Annotated in this window: 19 protein-coding genes; 12 read left to right on the forward strand and 7 right to left on the reverse strand. The window is 71.4% G+C overall.

The genetic code is table 11. The features are described from left to right. Positions 1 to 12 precede the first annotated feature (12 nt). Positions 13 to 1,947: a glycoside hydrolase 5 family protein gene (locus ACWD04_RS04305; RefSeq protein WP_451127938.1), complete on the forward strand. Its 1,935-nt coding sequence runs from the start codon at positions 13 to 15 to the stop codon at positions 1,945 to 1,947. 37 nt (positions 1,948 to 1,984) lie between these two features. Beyond that, the gene (locus tag ACWD04_RS04310; RefSeq protein WP_451127940.1) at positions 1,985 to 4,312 is read left to right on the forward strand and encodes a glycoside hydrolase family 3 N-terminal domain-containing protein; all 2,328 of its coding nucleotides are present in this window, start codon (positions 1,985 to 1,987) and stop codon (positions 4,310 to 4,312) included. Positions 4,313 to 4,340: 28 nt separating this feature from the next. Here ACWD04_RS04310 and ACWD04_RS04315 read toward each other — a convergent pair whose 3' ends face one another. Both ACWD04_RS04315 and ACWD04_RS04320 read right to left on the reverse strand, forming a co-directional pair. Beyond that, complete coding sequence (locus tag ACWD04_RS04315) at positions 4,341 to 5,345, reverse strand: MerR family transcriptional regulator (RefSeq protein WP_451127942.1); 1,005 nt, start codon at positions 5,343 to 5,345, stop codon at positions 4,341 to 4,343. 3 nt (positions 5,346 to 5,348) lie between these two features. Further along, the gene (locus ACWD04_RS04320) at positions 5,349 to 6,020 is read right to left on the reverse strand and encodes a HEAT repeat domain-containing protein (protein ID WP_451127944.1); all 672 of its coding nucleotides are present in this window, start codon (positions 6,018 to 6,020) and stop codon (positions 5,349 to 5,351) included. Between the two features lie 257 nt (positions 6,021 to 6,277). Between ACWD04_RS04320 and ACWD04_RS04325 the strand changes: the two genes are divergently transcribed. Next, positions 6,278 to 6,679 carry a peptidase inhibitor family I36 protein gene (locus ACWD04_RS04325; protein ID WP_451127946.1) on the forward strand — a complete coding sequence of 134 codons (402 nt, stop codon included), beginning with the start codon at positions 6,278 to 6,280 and terminating at the stop codon, positions 6,677 to 6,679. A 345-nt stretch (positions 6,680 to 7,024) separates the two neighbouring features. On the opposite strand, the gene ACWD04_RS04330 is transcribed toward ACWD04_RS04325, so the two are convergent. Beyond that, positions 7,025 to 7,486: an Asp23/Gls24 family envelope stress response protein gene (locus ACWD04_RS04330; protein WP_451127948.1), complete on the reverse strand. Its 462-nt coding sequence runs from the start codon at positions 7,484 to 7,486 to the stop codon at positions 7,025 to 7,027. A gap of 158 nt (positions 7,487 to 7,644) precedes the next feature. Beyond that, positions 7,645 to 7,986 (reverse strand): DUF5713 family protein, encoded by a 342-nt coding sequence (locus ACWD04_RS04335; RefSeq protein ID WP_451127950.1) that lies wholly within the window; start codon positions 7,984 to 7,986, stop codon positions 7,645 to 7,647. A gap of 197 nt (positions 7,987 to 8,183) precedes the next feature. Between ACWD04_RS04335 and ACWD04_RS04340 the strand changes: the two genes are divergently transcribed. The 4 genes from ACWD04_RS04340 (at position 8,184) to ACWD04_RS04355 (ending at position 12,612) form a co-directional block, all read left to right on the forward strand. Further along, positions 8,184 to 9,341 (forward strand): acyl-CoA dehydrogenase family protein, encoded by a 1,158-nt coding sequence (locus ACWD04_RS04340; RefSeq protein ID WP_389195090.1) that lies wholly within the window; start codon positions 8,184 to 8,186, stop codon positions 9,339 to 9,341. A gap of 21 nt (positions 9,342 to 9,362) precedes the next feature. Beyond that, positions 9,363 to 10,238, forward strand: a complete 876-nt coding sequence (gene tesB / locus ACWD04_RS04345) for an acyl-CoA thioesterase II (protein WP_451127952.1) — start codon at positions 9,363 to 9,365, stop codon at positions 10,236 to 10,238. Between the two features lie 28 nt (positions 10,239 to 10,266). After that, a complete protein-coding gene (locus ACWD04_RS04350) occupies positions 10,267 to 11,250 on the forward strand; it encodes a cation diffusion facilitator family transporter (RefSeq protein WP_451127954.1) in 984 nt (327 codons plus the stop codon). 132 nt (positions 11,251 to 11,382) lie between these two features. Continuing rightward, a complete protein-coding gene (locus ACWD04_RS04355; protein ID WP_451127956.1) occupies positions 11,383 to 12,612 on the forward strand; it encodes a cytochrome P450 family protein in 1,230 nt (409 codons plus the stop codon). Positions 12,613 to 12,619: 7 nt separating this feature from the next. On the opposite strand, the gene ACWD04_RS04360 is transcribed toward ACWD04_RS04355, so the two are convergent. The 3 genes from ACWD04_RS04360 to ACWD04_RS04370 form a co-directional block, all read right to left on the reverse strand. Beyond that, positions 12,620 to 13,417: a phosphatase gene (locus ACWD04_RS04360; protein ID WP_451127958.1), complete on the reverse strand. Its 798-nt coding sequence runs from the start codon at positions 13,415 to 13,417 to the stop codon at positions 12,620 to 12,622. 15 nt (positions 13,418 to 13,432) lie between these two features. Then, the gene (locus tag ACWD04_RS04365) at positions 13,433 to 14,683 is read right to left on the reverse strand and encodes a DUF418 domain-containing protein (RefSeq protein ID WP_451127960.1); all 1,251 of its coding nucleotides are present in this window, start codon (positions 14,681 to 14,683) and stop codon (positions 13,433 to 13,435) included. Positions 14,684 to 14,772: 89 nt separating this feature from the next. After that, positions 14,773 to 15,387 carry an SACE_7040 family transcriptional regulator gene (locus ACWD04_RS04370; RefSeq protein WP_451127962.1) on the reverse strand — a complete coding sequence of 205 codons (615 nt, stop codon included), beginning with the start codon at positions 15,385 to 15,387 and terminating at the stop codon, positions 14,773 to 14,775. Between the two features lie 109 nt (positions 15,388 to 15,496). Between ACWD04_RS04370 and ACWD04_RS04375 the strand changes: the two genes are divergently transcribed. From ACWD04_RS04375 to ACWD04_RS04395, 5 genes are all read left to right on the forward strand, one after another. Then, on the forward strand, positions 15,497 to 17,113 hold the full coding sequence (locus tag ACWD04_RS04375; protein ID WP_451127964.1) for a carboxyl transferase domain-containing protein: 1,617 nt from the start codon (positions 15,497 to 15,499) through the stop codon (positions 17,111 to 17,113). 13 nt (positions 17,114 to 17,126) lie between these two features. Next, a complete protein-coding gene (locus ACWD04_RS04380) occupies positions 17,127 to 19,175 on the forward strand; it encodes an ATP-binding protein (RefSeq protein ID WP_451127966.1) in 2,049 nt (682 codons plus the stop codon). After that, a complete protein-coding gene (locus tag ACWD04_RS04385; RefSeq protein WP_451127968.1) occupies positions 19,172 to 20,122 on the forward strand; it encodes a hydroxymethylglutaryl-CoA lyase in 951 nt (316 codons plus the stop codon). The genes ACWD04_RS04380 and ACWD04_RS04385 overlap by 4 nt, the downstream gene beginning before the upstream one ends. A 7-nt stretch (positions 20,123 to 20,129) precedes the next feature. Then, the gene (locus ACWD04_RS04390; protein ID WP_451127970.1) at positions 20,130 to 21,296 is read left to right on the forward strand and encodes an acyl-CoA dehydrogenase family protein; all 1,167 of its coding nucleotides are present in this window, start codon (positions 20,130 to 20,132) and stop codon (positions 21,294 to 21,296) included. Positions 21,297 to 21,891: 595 nt separating this feature from the next. Then, positions 21,892 to 22,167, forward strand: a complete 276-nt coding sequence (locus ACWD04_RS04395; protein ID WP_451127972.1) for a hypothetical protein — start codon at positions 21,892 to 21,894, stop codon at positions 22,165 to 22,167. Positions 22,168 to 22,187 lie beyond the last annotated feature (20 nt).

The following is a 22,187-nucleotide window of genomic DNA, read 5'->3' on the forward strand; positions in this document are numbered from 1 at the left end:
ACCAGAAACACCATGCGACGCCACAGCGCCCAGCTCACCCACGACTCCGCCGTCCTCCCGTGGCTCGGCACCAACTTCTGGTCCCGCACCGGCGGTCCGCTGATGTGGCGGAACTACGAGCCGAAGACGGTCCGCGAGGAGCTGGCCGTGCTCCGGGAGCACGGTCTGAACATGACCAGGTCGTTCTTCTACTGGCCCGACTTCCACCCGGAGCCGGGGCGGATCGACGAGGAACTCTGCGACCGCTTCCGTGACTTCCTGGACGCCCACCACGAGCTGGGGATGGGTACGGTCCCCACGTTCATCGTCGGCCACATGTCGGGCGAGAACTGGGACCCGGCGTGGCGCGGTGACCGGGATCTGTACGAGGACGTGTGGCTCGTCGGCCGGCAGGCGTGGTTCGTCTCCCAGATGACCCGGCGCTTCAAGGACCACCCGGCGGTCACGGGCTGGCTGATCACCAACGAGATGCCCGGCTACGGCCGGATCTACCAGGTCGACCCGCCGTCGAGCGATGTCGTCACCGCCTGGGCGCAGTTCATGTGCGACGCGGTGCGCGCGGCGGGCGGCACCCAGCCGGTGTCGCTGGGCGACGGCGCCTGGGGCATCGAGGTGACCGGCCGGGACAACGGCTTCTCGCTGCGGGAGACCGCCGAGTACGTCGATTTCGTCGGGCCGCACGTCTACCGCTCCGACACGGACCGGCCGCGCCAGCACTACCGGGCCGCGTTCGAGTGCGAACTCGCCGCCGTCACGGGTCAGCCGGTCGTCCTGGAGGAGTTCGGGCTCTCCACCGACACGGTCTCGGCCGCGAACGCCGGGATCTTCTACCGGCAGACCCTGCACAACTCGCTGCTGGGCGGGGCCACCGGCTGGATGGCCTGGAACAACACGGATTACGACGACCTGTGGGAGCAGTCCCCGTACGACCACCACCCCTTCGAGATGCACTTCGGGATCACCGACAGTGCCGGTCGCCCGAAGGAGCCGCTGCGTGAACTGGCCGCCTTCGCACAGGTCCTGAAACAGGTCGACTTCCCGCGCTGCCGCCGTACCGACGCGGACGCGGCCCTCGTCGTGCCGGCCTTCCTGGAGCGGGGTTACCCCTACAGCCGTCCCGCCGACCGGCCGCTGATCTTCACCTCACTGCACCAGGGCTACGTGGCGGCGCGCGGCGCGGACCTGCCGGTGGCTTTCGCCCGGGAGGCGGACGGGCTGCCGGACGACGCCTCGCTGTATCTGCTGCCGTCGACCCGTCAGCTGACCACCCGCACCCGCCGTGCGCTGGAGCGCCGGGCGAGGGAGGGGGCCACGGTCTACCTGTCGTTCTGCTCGGGTGAGCACCCGACGACCCGTGGTCCGTGGTTCCACGACCTCGACGGGCTGTTCGGGGTGGAGCTCCAACTGTCCTACGGTGTCGCCGAGCCGATCGAGGACGACGTACTGGAGATGACGTTCACCGAGGACTTCGGTTCGATAGCCGCGGGCGAGGTGCTGACCTTCCCGGTCGCGGGCAACGAGGACAGCCGCGCCTATCTGCCGGTCGTCCCGGACGGCGCACGGGTCGTCGCCACCGACGCGCACGGCCGCCCGGCGCTCCTGCGCTACGAGACGGGCGCGGGCCGCACCGTTCTGGCCACGTATCCGCTGGAGCACATGGCCGCACGTACGGCCCGTGCCAATCCCGAGCGGACCCACCGGCTGTACGCGGCCCTCGCCGAACTCGCCGGTGCCGTGAGGCCGGTGACGGTCGAGACCCCGTACGTCAGTGCCGACACGCTGGTCCGCGAGGACGGCGCGCGTTTCGTGTGGCTGGTGAGCCAGTCCGGCGAGGAGCTGACCGTGCGCCCGTCGGCGGACGGGGAACTGCACGAGCTGACCGGCGGCGGACCCGTGCGGGACGTGACCCTCGCCCCGTACGGGGTGCGCGTGCTCGAAGTGCGCTGACCGTCCGCCCTTCCCGACCCTTGAGGTGAGGCACCCCATGTCCGAGCCACTGTTCCGCGACCCCGCCGCGCCCGTCGCCGAGCGGGTACGCGACCTGCTGTCGCGGATGACGCTCACCGAGAAGGTGGGCCAGGTCAACCAACGGATGTACGGCTGGCACGTATACGAGCGCACTCCGTCGGGCCACCGGCTGACGGACGCGTTCCGTGCGCAGGTGGCGGCCTACGACGGGATGGGCGCGCTGTACGGACTCCAGCGCGCCGACCCGTGGTCCGGCGTGACGGCGGAGACGGGGATCGGCGCTGCGGACGGGGCGCGGGTCTCCGACGCCGTGCAGCGGCACGTCGTCGAGAACACCCGGCTGGGCATCCCGGTCCTGCTCGTCGAGGAGATGCCGCACGGCATCCAGGCGCTGGACGGAACCGTGCTGCCGGTGAACCTGGCGGTCGGCGCCACCTGGGACCCGGAGCTGTACGAGGAGGCGGCGGCCCTCGCGGCCGCGCAGCTCCGGGCCCGTGGCGGCCATGTCGCGCTGGTCTCCGCGCTCGACCTGGTGCGGGATCCGCGCTGGGGCCGTGCGGAGGAGTGCTTCGGCGAGGACCCGTATCTGGCGGCGAGGTTCACCGAGGCGCTGGTGCGCGGTGTGCAGGGTCCGGCCGGGGAGCGCATCGGGCCGGACCGGGCGGCCGTCGTCCTCAAGCACTTCGCCGGGCAGGGGGCCACGGTCGGCGGCCGCAACAGTGCGGCCACCGAGCTGGGTGCGAGGGAGCTGCACGAGATCCATCTCGTGGCGGCGCTGGCGGGCGTACGGGCCGGAGCGGCGGGCCTCATGGCCGCGTACAACGAGTTCGACGGCGTCCCGTGTGCGGCGAGCCACCACCTGCTGACCGGGATCCTCCGGGAGCAGTGGGGTTTCGGCGGCCTGGTGATGGCCGACGGGCTCGCGATCGACCGCCTGACGCGGATGGCGGGTGATCCGGTGGCGGCCGGTGCGATGGCGCTGCGGGCGGGGACGGACCTGAGCCTGTGGGACGACTGCTACCCGAGGCTGGCGGAGGCGGTCCGGCGGGGACTGGTCGAGGAGGCCACGCTCGACACGGCTGCAGGGCGCGTCCTCGCGCTGAAGTTCCGCCTCGGCCTCTTCGAGCGTCCGTACGCCGTCGGGTCGCCCTCCGTCGACGGGCCGGAGCCTGCGCGCCTGGAGCGGCTGAGCGAGCGCGTCGCCCGTGCGTCCGTCACCCTCCTCGAACACGACGGGGTGACGCTGCCGCTCGCCGGCCGCCGTATCGGGTCCGTCGCGGTCATCGGGCCGAACGCCGATTCCGTGCCGCAGCAGATCGGCGACTACACCGCGCCGCAACGGCCCGGGACGGGCGGCAGTGTGCTCGCCGGCATCCGGGCGGCGGCGCCCGTGGGCACCGACGTCACGTACGCCCGGGGATGCGGCCTCATCGGAGGGAATCGGTCGGACCTGCCCGAGGCGGTGGCGCTCGCCTCCTTTGCCGATGTGGCTGTGCTCGTCCTCGGTGGATCGAGCGCACGCGCGTCCGGTACCCGTTTCGACGCCAACGGGGCGGCCGTCGTCGCCACCGGGAACCCGGTGGAGATGACCTGCGGGGAGGGCGTGGACCTGGCAGAACTCTCCCTTCCAGAAGCCCAGTCGGCCCTGCTGGACGCCGTCGCCGCGACCGGGACCCCGGTGGTCGTGGTGCTGGTCCAGGGCCGTCCTCACGCCCTGCCGGACCTCTCCGGCACGGCGGCGGTGCTGAGCGCCTGGTACCCCGGACCGTGGGGCGGAAGGGCGGTCGCGGACGTGCTGTTCGGTGCGGCCGGACCACAGGGGCGGCTGCCCGTCTCCGTGCCCCGTTCGGCGGCGCAGCTGCCGGTGTTCTACAACGGCAAGGACCACGGGTACCGGGGCTACGTCGACCAGCCCGCCACCCCGCGTCATCCCTTTGGCCACGGGCTGTCCTACACGACGGTCGAATACGGCACGCCCCGGCTGTCCGAGGCGTCCGTGGCAGCGGACCGGTGCGACGGGGCGGCGCCGGTGAGCTGCACGGTCCGCGTCGCCAACACGGGTGGCCGGCCGGTGCGGGAGACCGTGCAGCTCTACGTACGCCGGGTGCTCGGCGGGACCGCGTGGCCCCGGGTCCGCGAACTGCGCGGCTTCGCCCAGGTGGAGCTGGCACCGGGCGAGAGCACCGAGGTCACCTTCCCGGTGGACGCGCAGGCCCTGGCCTCGTTCACGTACGCGGGGGAATGGGCCGTGGAACCGGGCGAGTTCGCGATCGAGACGGGGCCGTCGTCGCAGCGCACCCACGCGGCCGGGCTCATCGTGACGCCTCCGGCCGGCCAGGCCTGAGCCGGCCGCATCACCCGGGAGAAGTACGTCACCGCGAGTCGCGCAGCCGAAGAAGGTATTTGGCAGTCAGCGCGACGGGACGGTCCTCGTCGTGCGTCAGCTCCACGAGGGCACTGGATGCCTTCGTCCCCGGGACGGCTGCCAGCGCCTGAGTCAGCCGTCTGCGTGCAGGCGCTCCGGTGGTGTGGTGGGCGAGGCGGCCGACGAGCCCGGTCGCGATCTGATCCGCCGCAGCGGTGTCGCTCGCCAGCACGCCCAGCGCATCGGCTGCGTCGGTGTCGTTCCTTCCTCCTACGATCATGTCGATGAGCACCGGGATCGCCTCGGCCGCTCCCCGTGTTCCGAGCGCCAGGGCGGCATACCCGCGGACCACGACGTCGGGGTTCGCGAGCGCCTGCCGCAGCTGCGCGGCAGCCTCGCCGCCGGGCATCTCGGCGAGGGACCGAACGGCACGTTCCCGCACCGCCGCCACCGGTGAGCCGAGGCCCTCCGCCAGCAGCGCCGAGCCGCCCTCGCCCGACCGTGCCAGCGCCCATCGAAGGGCTCCGGCGACGTTCGGCTCCGTCTCGCTCAGGGCCGCCTCGACCAGGGCCTCCACCGGCACCGGCACCTCGTCGGCAGAGGAGAGGGCCGCGCGCTGGCGCACATCGGCGCTCTTCGAGCCCAGTGCCTGGAGGAGCACGACGGCCTGTAATACGTCCTCCCAGCCGGCGGGGTCCGCGGCATCGATCCGGCACAGCCGCGTGAGCAGCTCGGTCTCAGCCGCGATGCGTTCGCGTGTCCGGCCGATGAGGTCGCCGACGAGTGCGGAGGGTGTGAAGCCGGGATCGTCGAGCGCGCGCCCGACCTCCCGCAGCGAAAGCCCCAGCGACCGCAGGCTCTCGATGTGGAAGATCCGCCGGATGTCCTCCCCTGAGTACTCCCGGTAGCCGGAGCCCGTACGACAGGCGGGCCGGACCAGACCGAGCGACTCGTAATGCCTGAGCATGCGGGCGCTGACCCCGGAACGTCTCGACACCTCACCGATCAACACGCCCTATTGTCCCTCGTGTCCGGAGCCACCGAGGGCCACCACGCGCTTCGCCTCCTTGATGGCGAACTCGAATCCGGCGTCCGGGTCGCGTAGCAGCCGTTGCGTGGCGAGCGCGTGCGCGCGCACGTGCGGGTCGGGGGCCGTCGTCGCAGCACGCAGAGCCGGCACGATCACTTCACCGAGCGCGACCAGTGCCCGGCTGAGACTCAGCTGGGTCTCCCGCTCCCCGCGCCCGAGTTGCGTCGCCAGCACCGCGGCCAAGGCGGACTCCTCGCCTTCCGGCACGAGGACGACCGCGGCCCGCCAGGCGCTCCGCGCCACTTCGTCGTCGGCGTCGGCCAACAACGGCCGTGTGATCGCCGGCCACGCCTGCCGGTCCCCGATCTTGGACAGCGTGTGCAGCGCCTGGCTCCGTGCCTGCGCACGCTCCGAGCGGACTTCACGGACCAGCCCTGGAAGCGTCAGGGACACCGGGTGGCGGGTGAGCGCCCAGGTCAGCATGTCGCGGACGAAGAACTCGGGCTCGATCGCGCATCGCTCGACGAGCTTGTCGACGAAGCGCGGATCAGGCGTCGTGCCGACCGCCAGAGCGGCCCGCAGTCGCACGGACGAACGGCCGTCCTCCAGCCATTGGAGCGCTCGCATCGCGTCCATGTCCTTTCTCGTGATCGTCATCGTGACCACCTCCTCGGCCTGCAGTGAAGTCCCTGTCACCGTGTCAAGGTCAAACAGGGGCCGCTGGCGCGGTGAGGAGCACAGCCCTCCGGCCTGAGCCGGCCGCCACGTTCACGCCGGTGCGCGCAGGCGCGCCCCGCATCGCCGAAAGGGCCTCGGGCGCCCCCCGTTCGGGGCTGTCTGCGCAGGTCACCGGGTGCCACGCTGCTATTGATCACGGGCATCGCCCGGCCGACGAACAGCGAAAGGTCTTCACCGTGAACCGCATCACCGCACTCGCCGCCGCCGCAGTCGTCCTGGCCTTCGGACTGGGCACGGCGCCCGTCTCCGCCACTGATGCCGGCAAGCCCGCCGTCCGTGAAGCCGCCGCCCCGAGCGCCGCGTTCGCCCGGTGCTCCCATGGTTACTTCTGCGCCTTCGACGGCTGGAACGGCGAGGGAACTCGCTGCCAGTGGTCGGCCGCCAAGATGAAGAACACCGCCGACAACTGCTCGTTCATCCGGGACGGAAAGAACGTCCGCTCGGTGTGGAACAAGACCGAGCACCGCGTGCAGTACTACACCAACACGAACTTCAAATCACGGGTCGGCTCCACCCTCGCCGGACAGGGCGGCAACCTCCAGGGGAGCTACCAGATCCGCTCGTTCAAGCCGCAGTAGCCCCTGCCGCCTCGCCCGCCTCGCCCGCCTCGCCCGCCTCGCCCGCAAGCAGGGACCGCCCGCCCAGGTCGCGCTCCTGGGCGGGCGGTCCTTCACCTGCCGGCGAACGGGAGGGGCGCTTGCCGGCATCTCCGGACTGTGTCCGCCGCGACCGGCCCGAGGTCCGGCCACACCGGGGCGCGCCGCGCGCGCCATGGCCGCGCCCCGGGCATCACAGTTCCGGCCCCGGGTCGTCGCCGTAGGACTCCGCCCGGGGCACGTCGTCGCTGCTCCGGACGTACCGTCGGGACCGCCGGAACACCACGTGACCCGAGGGACTCGGCGCGGGAACGGCGGACGAGGTGTTCACCGCACGCGCGCGGCCGTGCTGCCGCCGGAGCGGCCCCCTTCGTCGTCCTCGTCGTCGCCCGGGACATGGACGTCGAAGACGTTGATGTTGGTCTCGACGACTTCCAGACCCGTCATCGTCTCCACCGCGTCCGTCACGTTCGTCCTGATCCGGTCGGCGAGCTCATGGATCGGGATGCCGTATTCCACCTCGATGTCGACGTCGATCGCGGCCTGCTTCTCCCCCACCTCCACCTTCACGCCGCGTCCCTCACCGCCGGATTTGGACACCCGTCCCGCGACGGCCCCCAAGGCCTTCGACGCACCTCGGCCCACCGAATGCACGCCTTCGGTTTCCCGGATGGCGATTCCGGCGATGGTGGCCACGACGCCGTCGGCGATGGTGGTCGTACCGCGTCCGGTCCGTTCCGCGTTCCTGCCTGTCGTGGAACTCCCGCCCAGGGAGTCGACATCAGCCATGATTGCCTCACAGAGGGTCGTTGCGACGAGGCGACTCGTCCCTCGCCGGCTCCTCGTTTCACTGTGCGCCTGCCCGCCGCCGACCGCCATCGGAGTGAACGCAGCGCTCCGAGCCGCCACTCACCGTCACGGGGCCCGAGGCGGCAGGACGTGCGCCGTCACCACTCCCGGGCCGCGACCAGCTCCTCCACGTCCGCTTCCTCGAACCCGTACGCCGATGCGACGAACCAGAAGCTCTCGGCTATCTCCTCGCGGGCGATGGTCTCGATCTCGCTGCCCGCCTCCTCGAACTCCACCTCCAGCGCGTTGAACTCCTCCGTCGCCACCTCGGTCAGCGCGTACAGCGCGGACAGGTCCGCCGGCTGTTCCGCCTCGATCCGCTCGCAGAGCCGGATCAGCACGGCCCTGCCCTTGTCGACCACGTGGTCGGGGTAGTAACCGTCCTCGTACAGCCCACGCAGGAACACGTACTGCGTGATGCGCTCATTCGTGATCGCCACGGCGATCCCCCGTCCGCTCGGTGATCGTTCGTTCCGATCCTGCACCACGCCACTGACAGCGCGGGCGGGAGCGGAAGGCCAGGCGTGCTCAGCATCACCCTGGACAGCCACCGTGACCGCCGGGTAACTTTTGACCAGGACTGAGCAAGCGCTTAGCCACTGCGACCTAAGCTGAAGCTGACACCAGGAGGCACCCCGTGCGCCGTACGGTTTACAACGAGGACCACGACGCGTTCCGGGAGACCATCCGCGCCTTCATCGAGGCCGAGGTCGTTCCCGTCTACGACGAGTGGTTCGCGGCGGGTCAGGCGCCTCGCGACTTCTACTACAAGCTCGCCGAGCTCGGCATCTTCGGCATCGAGGTGCCCGAGGAGTACGGCGGCGCGGGCGAGGAGTCCTTCAAGTTCGAGGCGGTCCTGTACGAGGAGACCGCCCGCGCGGGCATCTCCTTCGGCGGCTCCGGGGTGCACGTCCTGCTCTGCCTGCCGTACCTCAAGGCGTACGCCACCGAGGAGCAGAAGAAGCGCTGGCTGCCGGACTTCGTCTCCGGCAAGTCCATGTACGCGATAGCCATGACCGAGCCGGGCACCGGTTCCGACCTGGCCGGCATGAAGACGACCGCCAAGCTCTCCGAGGACGGCACGCACTACGTCCTCAACGGCGCCAAGACCTTCATCACCGGTGGTGTGCACGCCGACAAGGTCATCGTCTGCGCCCGCACGGACGCCCCCAAGGCCGACGACCGCCGCCACGGCATCTCGCTCCTGGTGGTCGACACCAAGTCCGAGGGCTACTCGGTCGGCCGCAAGCTCGACAAACTGGGCCTGAAGGTCTCCGACACCGCCGAACTGGCCTTCGTGGACGTCAAGGTGCCGGTCGAGGACCTGCTGGGCGAGGAGAACAAGGGCTTCTCCTACCTCGGCCAGAACCTGCCCCAGGAGCGTCTGGGCATCGCCGTCGGCGCGTACGCGCAGGCAGCCGCCGCCGTGCGGTTCGCCCAGCAGTACACGCAGGACCGCACCGTCTTCGGCAAGACCGTCGCGTCCTTCCAGAACACGAAGTTCGAACTGGCCGCCTGCAAGGCCGAGGTCGACGCGGCCGAGGCCGTCTGCGACCGCGCGATCGAGGCCCTCGACGCCGGTGAGCTGACCGCTGCCGAGGCCGCCTCGGCGAAGCTGTTCTGCACCGAGGTCGCGCACCGCGTGATCGACCGCTGCCTCCAGCTGCACGGCGGCTACGGCTTCATGAACGAGTACCCGATCGCCCGCCTGTACACGGACAACCGGGTCAACCGCATCTACGGCGGCACCAGCGAGGTCATGAAGTCGATCATCGCCAAGTCCATGGGCCTCTGAGAACGGCTACGTTTCTCTTCCATGAGCGCAGCACTCGACTCCCTGCTCGATCTGCTCGACCTGGAGCAGATCGAGCAGGACATCTTCCGGGGCACGAGCCGTTCGGCGGTCGTGCCCCGCGTCTTCGGCGGCCAGGTCGCGGCTCAGGCCCTGGTCGCCGCCGGACGTACGGTCCCCGACGACCGGGGCGCGCACTCCCTGCACGCGTACTTCCTGCGCCCCGGTGACCCGGGCGCGCCGATCGTCTACAGCGTGGACCGGATCCGCGACGGGCGGTCCTTCACCACCCGCCGGGTCGTCGCCGTCCAGCACGGCAAGCCGATCTTCCACCTGTCGGCTTCGTTCCAGGTACACGAGGACGGCTTGGACCATCAGGCGGCCATGCCCTCGGCCCCGGATCCGGAGGCCCTGCCGACGGCCGCCCAGATGCTGCCCCGGTACGCGGACCGCTTCACCGACCCGCGCATGGTGGACCGGCTGCTGGAGGCCCGGGCCGCGGTCGACCTGCGCTATGTCGACGCCCCGCCGTTCGCCACGGCGGGTGAACCGCGCGAGCCGCGCTCCCAGGTCTGGTTCCGCACGCACGGCAAGCTGGCCGACGACCCGTTGCTGCACGTCTGCATGGCGACGTACGTCTCCGACATGACGCTGCTCGACTCGGTGCTGCTCGCGCACGGGCGCGGCGGCTGGTCGGTCGGCGACGTGGTGGGCGCCAGCCTGGACCACGCGATGTGGTTCCACCGCCCCTTCCGGGCGGACGAGTGGCTGCTGTACGACCAGGAGTCGCCCTCCGCGTCCGGCGGGCGCGGTCTCGGCCAGGCCAGGATCTACACGGCGGACGGGAAGCTTGCCATCACGGTCATCCAGGAGGGCCTGGTCCGCGTCCCGAGGGACTGAAGCCGCACATTCGGACATACTGCCCCTCATGAGTGACGCCACGAGTGACGCCAGGAATGACGAGCAGACCGGTGGCGGCGAGTCCACGTCCACCGTCGTCGTCGCGGCGGCCGCCAACCTGGGTATCGCGGTGGCGAAGCTGGTGGCGGGGCTGATCAGCGGTTCGAGCGCGATGCTCTCGGAGGCCGCCCACTCGGTCGCCGACACGGTCACCGAGGTCATGCTCCTCACCGCGCTCAGGCGCAGCGGGAGACCCGCCGACGAGGACCATCCGCTGGGCTACGGCCCCGAGCGCTACATCTGGGCGATGCTGGCCGCCGTCGCGACGTTCGTCGGCGGGGCGGTGTTCTCCCTGTACGACGGTATCCACACCCTGCTGCGCGGCGAGGAGCTCGGCGATCCGCTCGTCTCGTACCTCGTGCTCGCGGTCGCGTTCCTGCTGGAGGGCTTCTCGCTGCGCACGGGGCTCCGGCAGGTGCGCGGTGAGGCCGCCCGGCTCCGGATGCCCGCGCCGTACTATCTGCGCCGGACCCCGGACACGGCGGTCAAGGCCGTGGTGATGGAGGACTCGGCGGCGCTGGCCGGGCTGCTGCTGGCGGCCGGTGGCCTGCTCGGCGGGCAGCTCACCGGATCCGGGGTCTGGGACGGCATCGCCTCGGTCCTCATCGGCGTCCTGCTGGTGTACGTGGCGTGGGTGCTCTGCCGGTCCAACGCCCAGCTGCTGATCGGCCGCCCGCTCCCGGCCGGGATGCGGTCCGGGGTGCGTGAGGAGCTGCTGTCCGTGCCGCACATCCTGGAGGTGGTGGAGCTGACCACGCTGATCCAGGGCCCTTCGGAGCTGCTGGTCGCCGCGAAGATCGACTTCCGGGACGCGTCGACGGCCGCGCAGATCGAGTGGGCGTGCGAGGAGGCGGAGCAGCAGCTGCGGGAGCGCTACCCGTCGATCCAGCGGGTGTACCTGGACCCGACACCGGGGCGCGCACAGGGGCTGGCAGCGCGCGCCGGCCGCTGAGCCGCGCGCGGACGGTCACGCGTGAGCCGGTCGCACGCCGGAACGCGGGGAGTGCTACCGAAGGCCGGGTCGCGGCCTCCTGGGGACGGGTAGAACTCCGCCGATCTCTTTCCCCAGCGAGGAGAACCGGCCGTGACCGAGCACCCCACCCCCATCGTCCTGGACCCCGTCGCCCACGACGCGGACGCCGAGCACGAGCTTCTACGCGCCCGGGGCCCCGCGACGCGTATCGACATCCTCGGGGTGGAGGCCTGGTCGGTGTCCGACCCGGCCCTGCTCAAGGAGCTGCTGACCAGCCCGGACGTGTCCAAGGACCCGCGCCGGCACTGGCCCGGATTCGAGGAGGCGTTGCAGACCTGGCCGCTGGCCCTGTGGGTCGCCGCCACGAACATGTTCACCGCCTACGGGGGCGATCACCGCCGCCTGCGCCGCATCGTCGCCCCGGCGTTCAGCGCCCGGCGCATCGCGGCACTGGAGCCGACCGTCGACGGCATCGTGGAAGGGCTCCTGGATGCCCTGGAGGCCACGCCTCCCGGGGAAGTCGTCGACCTCCGCGACCTGTTCGCCTACCCGCTGCCCATCGCGGTCATCGGCGGGCTGCTGGGTGTCCCCGCGGACCGGGCCGGCGAGTTCCGTGTCCTCGTCAACGATGTGTTCGCCACCACCCTGTCTCCCGACGAGGCCGCCGCCAACACCGCGCGGCTGTACGGCATGCTCGACGCCCTCATCGCCGCCAAGCGGGCCGAGCCGGGTGAGGACACGGCGTCCGTGCTGATCGCCCTGGGCGAGGAGGGCGTCGACGGGGAGGGGCTGGCGGAGGAGGAACTGCGCGACACGCTGCTCCTGATGATCAACGCCGGCTACGAGACCACCGGCAACCTGATCGACCAGGCCATCACGGCCCTGCTCACCGGTCCGGACCAGCTCGCCCACATCCGGGAGGGCCGTGCGTCGTGGCTGGACGTCGTGGAGGAGACCCTGCGTCACTCCCCTCCGGTCAAGCACCTCCCGCTGCGGTTCGCCGTGACGGACATCCCGCTGCCCGACGGGCGGACCATCGCCAAGGGGGAGGCCATCCTCGCTTCCTACGCGGCGGCCAACCGGCACCCCGGCTGGCACGACGACCCGCACACCTTCGACGTCACCCGGATCACCAAGGACCACCTCGCCTTCGGCCACGGGATCCACTTCTGCCTCGGCGCGGCGCTGGCCAGGATGGAGGCGGAGGCCGCGCTGAGCGCCTTCTTCGCACGTTTCCCGGACGCCGAACTCGCGCCCGGGGGAGGGGACCTGCGGCCGGTGGCCTCGCTGATCAGCAACGGCCACCGGTCACTGCCCGTACGCCTGCGCCCCAGGCACTGACGGTGCGCTACCCCTGGCCGACGGCGGGGAGCAGCCCCGCCGCGTCCAGCAGGTAGTCGGTCATCGGGTCGTAGTAGCGCGGGTCCACGACGTGGTCGTCCAGCGGCACGGTGACCTGGAGGGTGCCCTCCGCCTCGCCCAGGAACAGCGCGGGGTCGTTGCAGTCCGCGTAGCCGATGGAGTCGATCCCGCGCTGCCCCGCGCACCCGGCCCAGCCGTGGTCGGCCACCACCAGGTCGGGCCGCGGCCGTCCCTCGCGCTCCAAGCCGTCCAGGATGGCGGCCATCGGGACCGGGGAGTGGGTGTGCCACAGGGTCGCCCCGCGCTCCAGCACCGCGACGTCGGCGAACTGGAAGACCATGCCCTCGTCGGCCATCAGGCCGCCGGGGATCCGTACGATCTCGCATCCGGCGGCCCGCAGGGCGTTCGCGGTCTGCCGGTGCACATCCAGCAGCCCGCCCGGGTGGCCGGTCGCGAACAGAACCCGCTCGCCGTCCGCCGCGGCCTTCCGCAGCCGGGCGGCCATCCGGTCCAGGGCGTCGACCGTCAGCTCGGGGTCGATGGTGTCCTGCCCCACCCGGTGCTCCGGGTCGTCGTTGACCCCGCATCTCTCGGCCATCACGGCCAGCACGTCCTGCTCGTCACTCCAGCGGTCGCCGAGCTCCAGCCCCAGCCAGAAATGGCGGTTGCCGTTGGCGAGCTGGCGGTAGTGGGAGAGGTTGTTGTCCCGGGGAGTTGCGACGTCTCCCGCGATACGGGTACGGACGAGGTGCTCGATGAGGGCGGCGCGGCTGGGTATCGGCATGCACCCATTGTGCCGTCAGGGACCCGCAGCGTGCCGGGTGTCCTGTACGACGGACGCCCCGTCGGCCACGGCTGCCGCCGCCGGCCCGCCGGCCACGGTCAGCGCGCGCAGCAGCCACTCGGCGGGACCGGCCCGGAACCGCCGCAGGAACGGGGCGCTGACGGCGATCTGGAGCGCGTAGAGGGCCAGGGCTCCGCCCAGTACGGCGGCGGCTCCGGGGTGCCCGTACAGCCGTAGTCCGTAGCCGGTGAAGACCAGCGCCATGGCGAGGGACTGCAGCAGGTAGTGGGTGAGCGCTACGCGCCCGGCGGGTGCGAGCCGGGCGGCGGTCGCGGCGCCGCGCTCCCGGCCGAACCACAGCAGGAGCCCGCTCACGTACGCGGCGGACAGCGCAGGCGCGGTCAGTATGCCGACGACGAGGCCCAGCGTCTCCCAGCGGTGCGACAGCGGCCCGAGGAGGCCGGCCGCCATGAAGAGGGAACCGGGCAGGCCGATGGCGAAGCCGTACACGCAGAGCTTGCGCAGCAGGCCGGGACGCCGGGCCACGTCTGCGACCAGGTTCCGTTTCCCTGCGGCGAAGCCGGTCAGGAACGCGACGACCACGGGCCCGCCGCCTACGAAGAGGCCGCCGATGACGTCCGGCCAGGCCGCGATGTTGGCTGTGATCGCGTCGGCGGCGTCCCCGTGGTACGCGGCGGTGAGATCCGCTGTCTGCGCCTGCAGCTCGCCGTCGGTGGCCGGGAACATCGCCCCGGCCGCCCCGAGCAGCAGGAACAGCACGGCGACGACCCCGTACACCCCGAGGGCGGCGCGCAGGGCGCGTTCGGGGGCGGTGTTCCGGCAGGCGAGGAGGACCAGGCCCAGCACGGCGTACGTCGTCAGGATGTCGCCCGTGTAGAGCAGCGCGGCGTGCAGGAGCCCCAGCACGAACAGGCCCAGCAGCCTGCGCAGCATCCTCGGGGCGAAGCGGGCACCGGCGCGCGCCGCCGACGTCATCTGCAGCGTGAAGCTGTATCCGAAGAGGAAGGAGAAGAGCAGGTAGAACTTCGACTGCACCAGCACGGTGACCAGCCATACGGCTACGAGGTCGATGCCACTTGTCTGCGGGCCGCCCGCCCGCTGTCCGTCGATCCCGGCCATCACCAGGACGTTGGAGAGGAAGATCCCGCCGAGCGCGAATCCGCGCAGCGCGTCGACCTCCAGGATCCGGTGGCGGCCCGTCGGGCGGGTGAGTCCGCCCGTGCCCGGTATCTCCTGTTGCGTCATCCCGCATCCCCCGCGCACACCGCTGCCAAGTCGTCGGCGGAGTATCCCAGGTGCGGAGGCGGGACAGCACCGGGCGGGGCGGGGCCGCCTCAGCCGGACGCCGCCTCGAAGGCTCCCCGTGCCAGCCGGTGGAGCAGCGCCGCCGTGGCCGTGCGGTCGGGGAGGGCTTCGGGGCGGGTCAGGTGGGGGGTGGAGTTGAGCAGGCCGAACACCGCGTGGACGGTGACCCGGGCCTCGTTCTCGGCGAGGGACGGGTAGAGGCCGCGGACGACCTCGACCCAGACCTCCACGTACTGCCGCTGGAGCTGGCGCACCCGCTTGCGGTCGGTGTCGCGCAGGCGGTCCAGTTCGCGGTCGTGGAGGGTGATCAGGGGGCGGTCGTCGAGGGCGAAGTCGATGTGGCCCTCGATGAGCGCGTCCAGGAGGGCCGCCGGGGAACCGTCCCGGGAGGCGCCGTCCTCAGCGACGCGCAGCCTGCCGCCGGCCAGCAGGCGCTCGCTGATGCCGACGAGCAGCTCCGCGAGCATCGCGTCCTTGCCGGGGAAGTGACGGTAGAGGCCCGGGCCGCTGATACCGACCGCCGCCCCTATCTCGTCGACCCCGACACCGTGGAAGCCGCGCTCGGCGAAGAGGCGGGCTGCCTCTCTGAGGATCTGCTCGCGGCGGGTGGGAGCCGCGACACGGGCGGCGGCATGGGTGCTCATGGGGATTCATTCTAGACAGGGGGGTTAGCGCTCGTTAACCTGAGTACCGGCGTTAACGCCCATTAACTTTCATCGGACTGACGCGTTACGGGCAAGGGGGCTCGACAGGATGCAGCAGGCACCGGTCCTGGTGAGCGCGGCCGATCCCGCCTCGGAGGCCTGGCAGGTCAACGAGGCGGCGCATCACGCGCTCGCCGAGGAGCTGCGCACGCGGCTCGCCACGGCACGGCTCGGCGGGGGTGAGAAGGCTCGCGCCAGGCATGTGGCGCGCGGCAAGCTGCTGCCCCGTGAGCGGGTGGACACACTGCTCGATCCGGGCTCGCCCTTCCTGGAGCTGGCGCCGCTCGCGGCCGAGGGGCTCTACGGGGGCGCGGCGCCGGCGGCCGGAGTGATCGCCGGGATCGGGCGGGTCAGCGGCCGGGAGTGCGTGATCGTCGCCAATGACGCGACCGTCAAGGGCGGCACGTACTACCCGATGACGGTGAAGAAACACCTCCGCGCCCAGGAGGTGGCCCTGGAGAACAGGCTGCCGTGCCTGTATCTCGTGGATTCGGGGGGCGCCTTCCTCCCGATGCAGGACGAGGTGTTCCCCGACCGGGACCACTTCGGGCGGATCTTCTACAACCAGGCCCGGATGTCGGGCGCAGGTATCCCGCAGATCGCCGCGGTCCTCGGTTCCTGCACGGCAGGCGGGGCGTATGTCCCGGCCATGAGCGACGAGGCCGTCATCGTCCGGAACCAGGGCACGATCTTCCTGGGCGGGCCCCCGCTCGTGAAGGCCGCCACCGGTGAGGTCGTCACCGCGGAGGAGCTGGGCGGCGGCGAGGTGCACTCCCGTACGTCCGGGGTCACCGACCACCTCGCCGAGGACGACGCGCACGCGCTGCGGATCGTGCGGAACATCGTCGCGACACTCCCTGAGCGCGCCCCGCTCCCCTGGTCCGTGGAGTCCGCCGAGGAGCCGAAGGCGGATCCCGCCGGGCTGTACGGCGCCGTGCCCGTCGATTCGCGCACGCCCTACGACGTGCGCGAGGTCATCGCCCGGGTGGTGGACGGCTCACGCTTCGCCGAGTTCAAGGCGGAGTACGGCCAGACGCTGATCACCGGCTTCGCCCGCATCCACGGCCATCCCGTGGGCGTCGTCGCCAACAACGGGATCCTGTTCTCGGAGTCCGCCCAGAAGGGCGCGCACTTCATCGAGCTGTGCGACCAGCGCGGCATCCCGCTCCTCTTCCTGCAGAACATCTCCGGCTTCATGGTCGGCCGGGACTACGAGGCGGGGGGTATCGCCAAGCACGGTGCCAAGATGGTGACGGCCGTGGCGTGCACCAGGGTGCCGAAGCTGACGGTCGTGGTCGGCGGGTCGTACGGCGCCGGTAACTACTCCATGTGCGGCCGGGCGTACGGGCCGCGCTTCCTGTGGATGTGGCCGAACGCCAAGATCTCGGTCATGGGCGGCGAGCAGGCCGCCTCCGTGCTGGCCACCGTCAAGCGCGACCAGATCGAGGGGCGCGGCGAGGAATGGCCCACCGAGGACGAAGAGGCCTTCAAGGATCCGGTCCGCGCGCAGTACGAGCAGCAGGGCAACGCCTATTACGCCACCGCCCGGCTCTGGGACGACGGTGTGATCGACCCGATGGAGACCCGGCAGGTGCTGGGGCTCGCCCTGACCGCGTGTGCCAACGCCCCGCTGGGCGAGCCCAGTTTCGGCGTTTTCCGGATGTGATGTGAGGACTTCCATGTTCAGCACTGTTCTGGTCGCCAACCGTGGCGAGATCGCGGTCCGGGTCATCCGCACCCTGCGCGAGCTCGGCGTACGGTCGGTCGCCGTCTTCAGCGACGCCGACGCGGACGCCCGGCACGTACGGGAGGCCGATACGGCGGTACGGATCGGGCCCGCGCCCGCCGCCGAGAGCTATCTGTCGGTGGAGCGGCTGCTGGAGGCCGCCCGCCGCACGGGCGCCGAGGCGGTCCACCCCGGATACGGCTTCCTCGCCGAGAACGCGGGCTTCGCCCAGGCGTGCGCGGAGGCGGGGCTGGTCTTCATCGGCCCGCCCGCTTCGGCGATCTCCCTGATGGGCGACAAGATCCGCGCCAAGGAGACCGTCGCCGCGGCCGGGGTTCCGGTAGTGCCCGGTTCCTCCGGGAGCGGGCTCACCGACGCCCAGCTGGGCGCGGCCGCCCGGGAGATCGGAATGCCCGTCCTGTTGAAGCCGTCGGCGGGCGGTGGCGGCAAGGGCATGCGGCTGGTGCGCGAGGAGGCGCTGCTGGCAGACGAGATCGCGGCGGCCCGGCGCGAGGCGCGCGCCTCGTTCGGCGACGAGACCCTCCTCGTGGAGCGGTGGATCGACCGCCCGCGCCACATCGAGATCCAGGTCCTGGCCGACGGCCACGGCAATGTCGTGCACCTCGGCGAGCGCGAGTGCTCGCTCCAGCGCCGCCACCAGAAGATCATCGAAGAGGCGCCCTCGGTCCTGCTCGACGGGCGGATTCGTGCGGCGATGGGTGAGGCGGCCGTGCAGGCCGCCCGGTCCTGCGGGTATGCCGGCGCGGGGACGGTCGAATTCATCGTCCCGGGCGGCGACCCCTCCTCGTACTACTTCATGGAGATGAACACCCGCCTCCAGGTCGAGCACCCGGTCACGGAGCTGGTCACCGGCCTCGACCTGGTGGAGTGGCAGCTCCGGATCGCATCGGGTGAGCAACTGCTCCGTGCACAGGCGGACATCACGCTCACCGGGCACGCCGTCGAGGCCCGGGTGTGCGCGGAGGACCCGGCCCGCGGCTTCCTGCCGTCCGGCGGCACGGTGCTGGCGCTGCACGAGCCGCAGGGCGACGGGGTACGAACGGATTCGGGGCTCAGCGAGGGCGTGGCGGTCGGCAGTACGTACGACCCGATGCTCTCGAAGGTCATCGCGTACGGCCCCGACCGGCCCACGGCGCTGCGCCGGCTCCGCGCGGCGCTCGCGGACACGGTGGTCCTGGGCGTTTTGACCAATGCGGGCTTCCTGCGCCGACTGCTGGCCCATCCGGCGGTGGCCGCGGGCGCCCTGGACACCGGTCTGGTGGAGCGCGAGGCGGACGGCCTGGTGCCGGACGGGGTGCCGGTCGAGGTGTACGCGGCGGCGGCACTGCTGCGGCAGTCGCCCCCCGAACGCGCCGCCGGCTGGGTCGACCCGTTCTCGGTGCCCAGCGGCTGGCGGCTGGGCGGGACCCCCGCCGAGACCTTCCACCACTTCCGTGTCCCGGGCCACGACCCGGTGCGTGTGGGGCTGCGTCCGGGGGTGGCGGGCACGGCCGCGCTGACGTTCGGCCACGCCGGGGACCGCGAGGAACCCGCGGACGCGTGCGGCCCGGTGCCGTCCCTGCCGGGAGCGGAGCGGTCCCGGCTCGTCGAAGCGTCCGGGCGGCGCGTCGTCGTCGAACTCGACGGGCTTACCCACACGTTCAGCAGGGCGTCGTCCCCGGACGGGGTCTGGTTCGGCCGGGACGGCGACGCCTGGCACGTCCAGAACCACGACCCGGTGGAGGCCTCGCTCAGCAGCGCCTCACGTTCGGGTGCGGACACGCTCGCCGCGCCGATGCCCGGGACCGTCACGGTGGTGAAGGTGGCGGTCGGCGACGAGGTCGTGGCCGGGCAGAGCCTGCTGGTCGTCGAGGCGATGAAGATGGAGCACGTCATCTCCGCCCCGCACGCCGGATTCGTCACCGAGCTGGACGTCACCGCCGGTGCCACGGTCGCCATGGACCAGATTCTGGCCGTGGTGGCCCCGAGGGAGGAGTCGTGACCGATACCGGTCTGCCCATGACGGTGCCCGCGCGGGGGCTGCCCGCCCGGGTCCGTATCCATGAGGTCGGCGCCCGCGACGGACTGCAGAACGAGAAGACCGTCGTTCCGACCGAGGTGAAGGCGGAGTTCGTGCGCCGGCTCGCGGAGGCCGGGCTCTCCACGATCGAGGCGACAAGCTTCGTGCCCCCGAGGTGGGTTCCTCAACTGGCCGACGCCGAGCAGCTGTTCCCGATGCTCGGGGACATCGCGGATGTCGGGGACGTGGCACTGCCCGTCCTCGTGCCGAACGAGCGCGGCCTGGACCGGGCACTCGCGCTCGGCGCCCGCGGGATCGCCGTGTTCGGCTCGGCCACCGAGACGTTCGCCGCCCGCAACCTCAACCGCACGGTGGCCGAGTCGCTCGCCATGTTCGAGCCGGTCGTGGCCCGGGCCAAGGGCGGCGGGGTCCACGTGCGCGGCTATCTGTCGATGTGCTTCGGTGACCCGTGGGAGGGCGCCGTGCCCGTCCCGCAGGTCGTCGGGGTCGCGAAGGCGCTCATGGGCCTCGGCTGCGACGAACTCTCCCTCGGCGACACGATCGGCGTGGCCACCCCGGGCCACGTGACGGCGCTGCTGGCCGCGCTGAACGAGGCCGGGGTCGCCACCGGCGCGATCGGGGTGCACTTCCACGACACGTACGGTCAGGCGCTCTCCAACACCCTGGCCGCGCTCCAGCACGGTGTGACGACGGTGGACGCCTCGGCGGGAGGCCTCGGCGGCTGCCCGTACGCGAAGAGCGCGACCGGAAATCTCGCCACCGAGGATCTCGTGTGGATGCTCGACGGCCTCGGTGTCGACACCGGGGTCGATCTCGGCGCACTCACCGCCACGAGCGTGTGGATGGCCGAACAGCTGGGCCGTCCGAGCCCCTCCCGTACCGTCCGCGCGCTGTCCCACAAGGAGTGAAGCACCCATGTCCCTTGACCACCGGCTGACCGCCGAGCATGAGGAACTGCGCCGCACCGTCGAGGAGTTCGCTCACGAGGTGATCGCCCCGAAGATCGGCGACTTCTACGAACGCCACGAGTTCCCGTACGAGATCGTGCGGGAGATGGGACGGATGGGCCTGTTCGGCCTGCCCTTCCCGGAGGAGTACGGCGGCATGGGCGGCGACTATCTCGCCCTCGGGATCGCCCTGGAGGAGCTGGCCCGGGTCGACTCCTCCGTGGCGATCACCCTGGAGGCCGGTGTCTCACTCGGCGCCATGCCGGTCTACCGCTTCGGGACCGAGGAGCAGAAGCAGCGCTGGCTGCCGAAGCTCTGCTCGGGCGAGGCGCTCGGCGCGTTCGGGCTGACGGAGCCGGACGGCGGCTCGGACGCCGGCGGGACGCGGACGACGGCCGTGCTGGACGAGGCCGCCGGCGAGTGGGTGATCAACGGCTCCAAGTGCTTCATCACCAACTCCGGTACGGACATCACGGAGCTGGTGACGGTGACGGCGGTCACCGGCCGCAAGGACAACGGCGCCCCGCGCATTTCCGCGATCATCGTCCCGTCCGGCACACCCGGTTTCACGGTGGCCGCTCCGTACTCCAAGGTCGGATGGAACGCCTCGGACACCCGTGAGCTCTCCTTCTCCGACGTCCGCGTCCCGGCGGCGAATCTGCTGGGCGAGGAGGGCCGTGGCTACGCGCAGTTCCTGCGGATCCTGGACGAGGGCCGGATCGCCATCTCGGCGCTGTCGACGGGCCTGGCGCAGGGCTGTGTGGACGAGTCCCTGAAGTACGCGAAGGAGCGGCACGCCTTCGGGAAGCCGATCGGTGCCAACCAGGCCATCCAGTTCAAGATCGCGGACATGGAGACGCGGGCGCACATGGCCCGTATCGGCTGGCGGGACGCGGCCTCGCGGCTACTGGCGGGTGAGCCGTTCAAGAAGGAGGCGGCGATCGCGAAGCTGTACTCGTCGACGGTGGCGGTGGACAACGCCCGCGAGGCGACCCAGATCCACGGAGGCTACGGCTTCATGAACGAGTACCCGGTGGCCCGGATGTGGCGCGACTCCAAGATCCTGGAGATCGGCGAGGGCACGAGCGAGGTACAGCGGATGCTGATCGCCCGGGAGCTGGGCATGGACGCCTGACGGACGGACTCCGCGAGCGGTACAGCTGCCGCAGGCGTATACCGGCCGGTCCCGGATCGATGATTCCGGTGCGATCGCCAAGGTGCCCCGCCACAGGCATGGTGCGCGCCCTCAGCCGGTCACCGGCTGAGGGCGGATGTCCGCGACAGCCGCCTTCCCCCGCGTACGGGAAGGCGGCTCTCCGCTCTCCCCGTGCGCCGTCAACGGATGGGCCGCTTCCTTCGCCCTCTCGGCGCCCCGACCCGGGCAGGCCTGCCCGCCGTCAAGGCCGGCCGGGCCATCCCGCGCACGACGGAACCCGTCCACTCCTGCGCCACGTGCGCGCCGGTCCTCGGCCCTCGCCGAGGCCGTCGAGAATCGGCCCCGCCGAGCGCGCGTTCGACCGCAGGCGCGTTCACCGCCGTGGCCGAACTAAGCCGTATTCGTTTCAACCAAACCGCACGGTCGGTTACACACGACGAGGGCCACGCGAAGCCCCGCATGCGAATGAGAACATACGGACTATTTCTCACATACGGGCATCACTGGATGAGGTCTCTGCCCGATTTCGGGCAGGAATCTTGCGTAACGACACCGATCCGCGCAATATCGACGAGTGCTCGAACGCCGCCAGACGCATGACGACCTCATCGACCACCTCGTACGCTCCACCGCGCTCCAGCGCGGCGAGGCCGCCAGGGTGATCCTCGACGTGCTGGCGTACTTCGACGAGACGACCGAGGACTTCGTCCGGCGCCGCCACCGCGAACTGCAGTCCGGCGGCCTGGCGAACCCGGAGATCTTCGCGCGCATCGCGGCCGAGCTGCCGCACCGCGCGGTGGCGCCGCAGGAGCTCTCGCTCCGCCAGCTGCGCCGCATCGTCTACGGCTGAGCGGGACGGCCGGGCACCAC

The organism is Streptomyces sp. NPDC002911 (assembly GCF_053591835.1).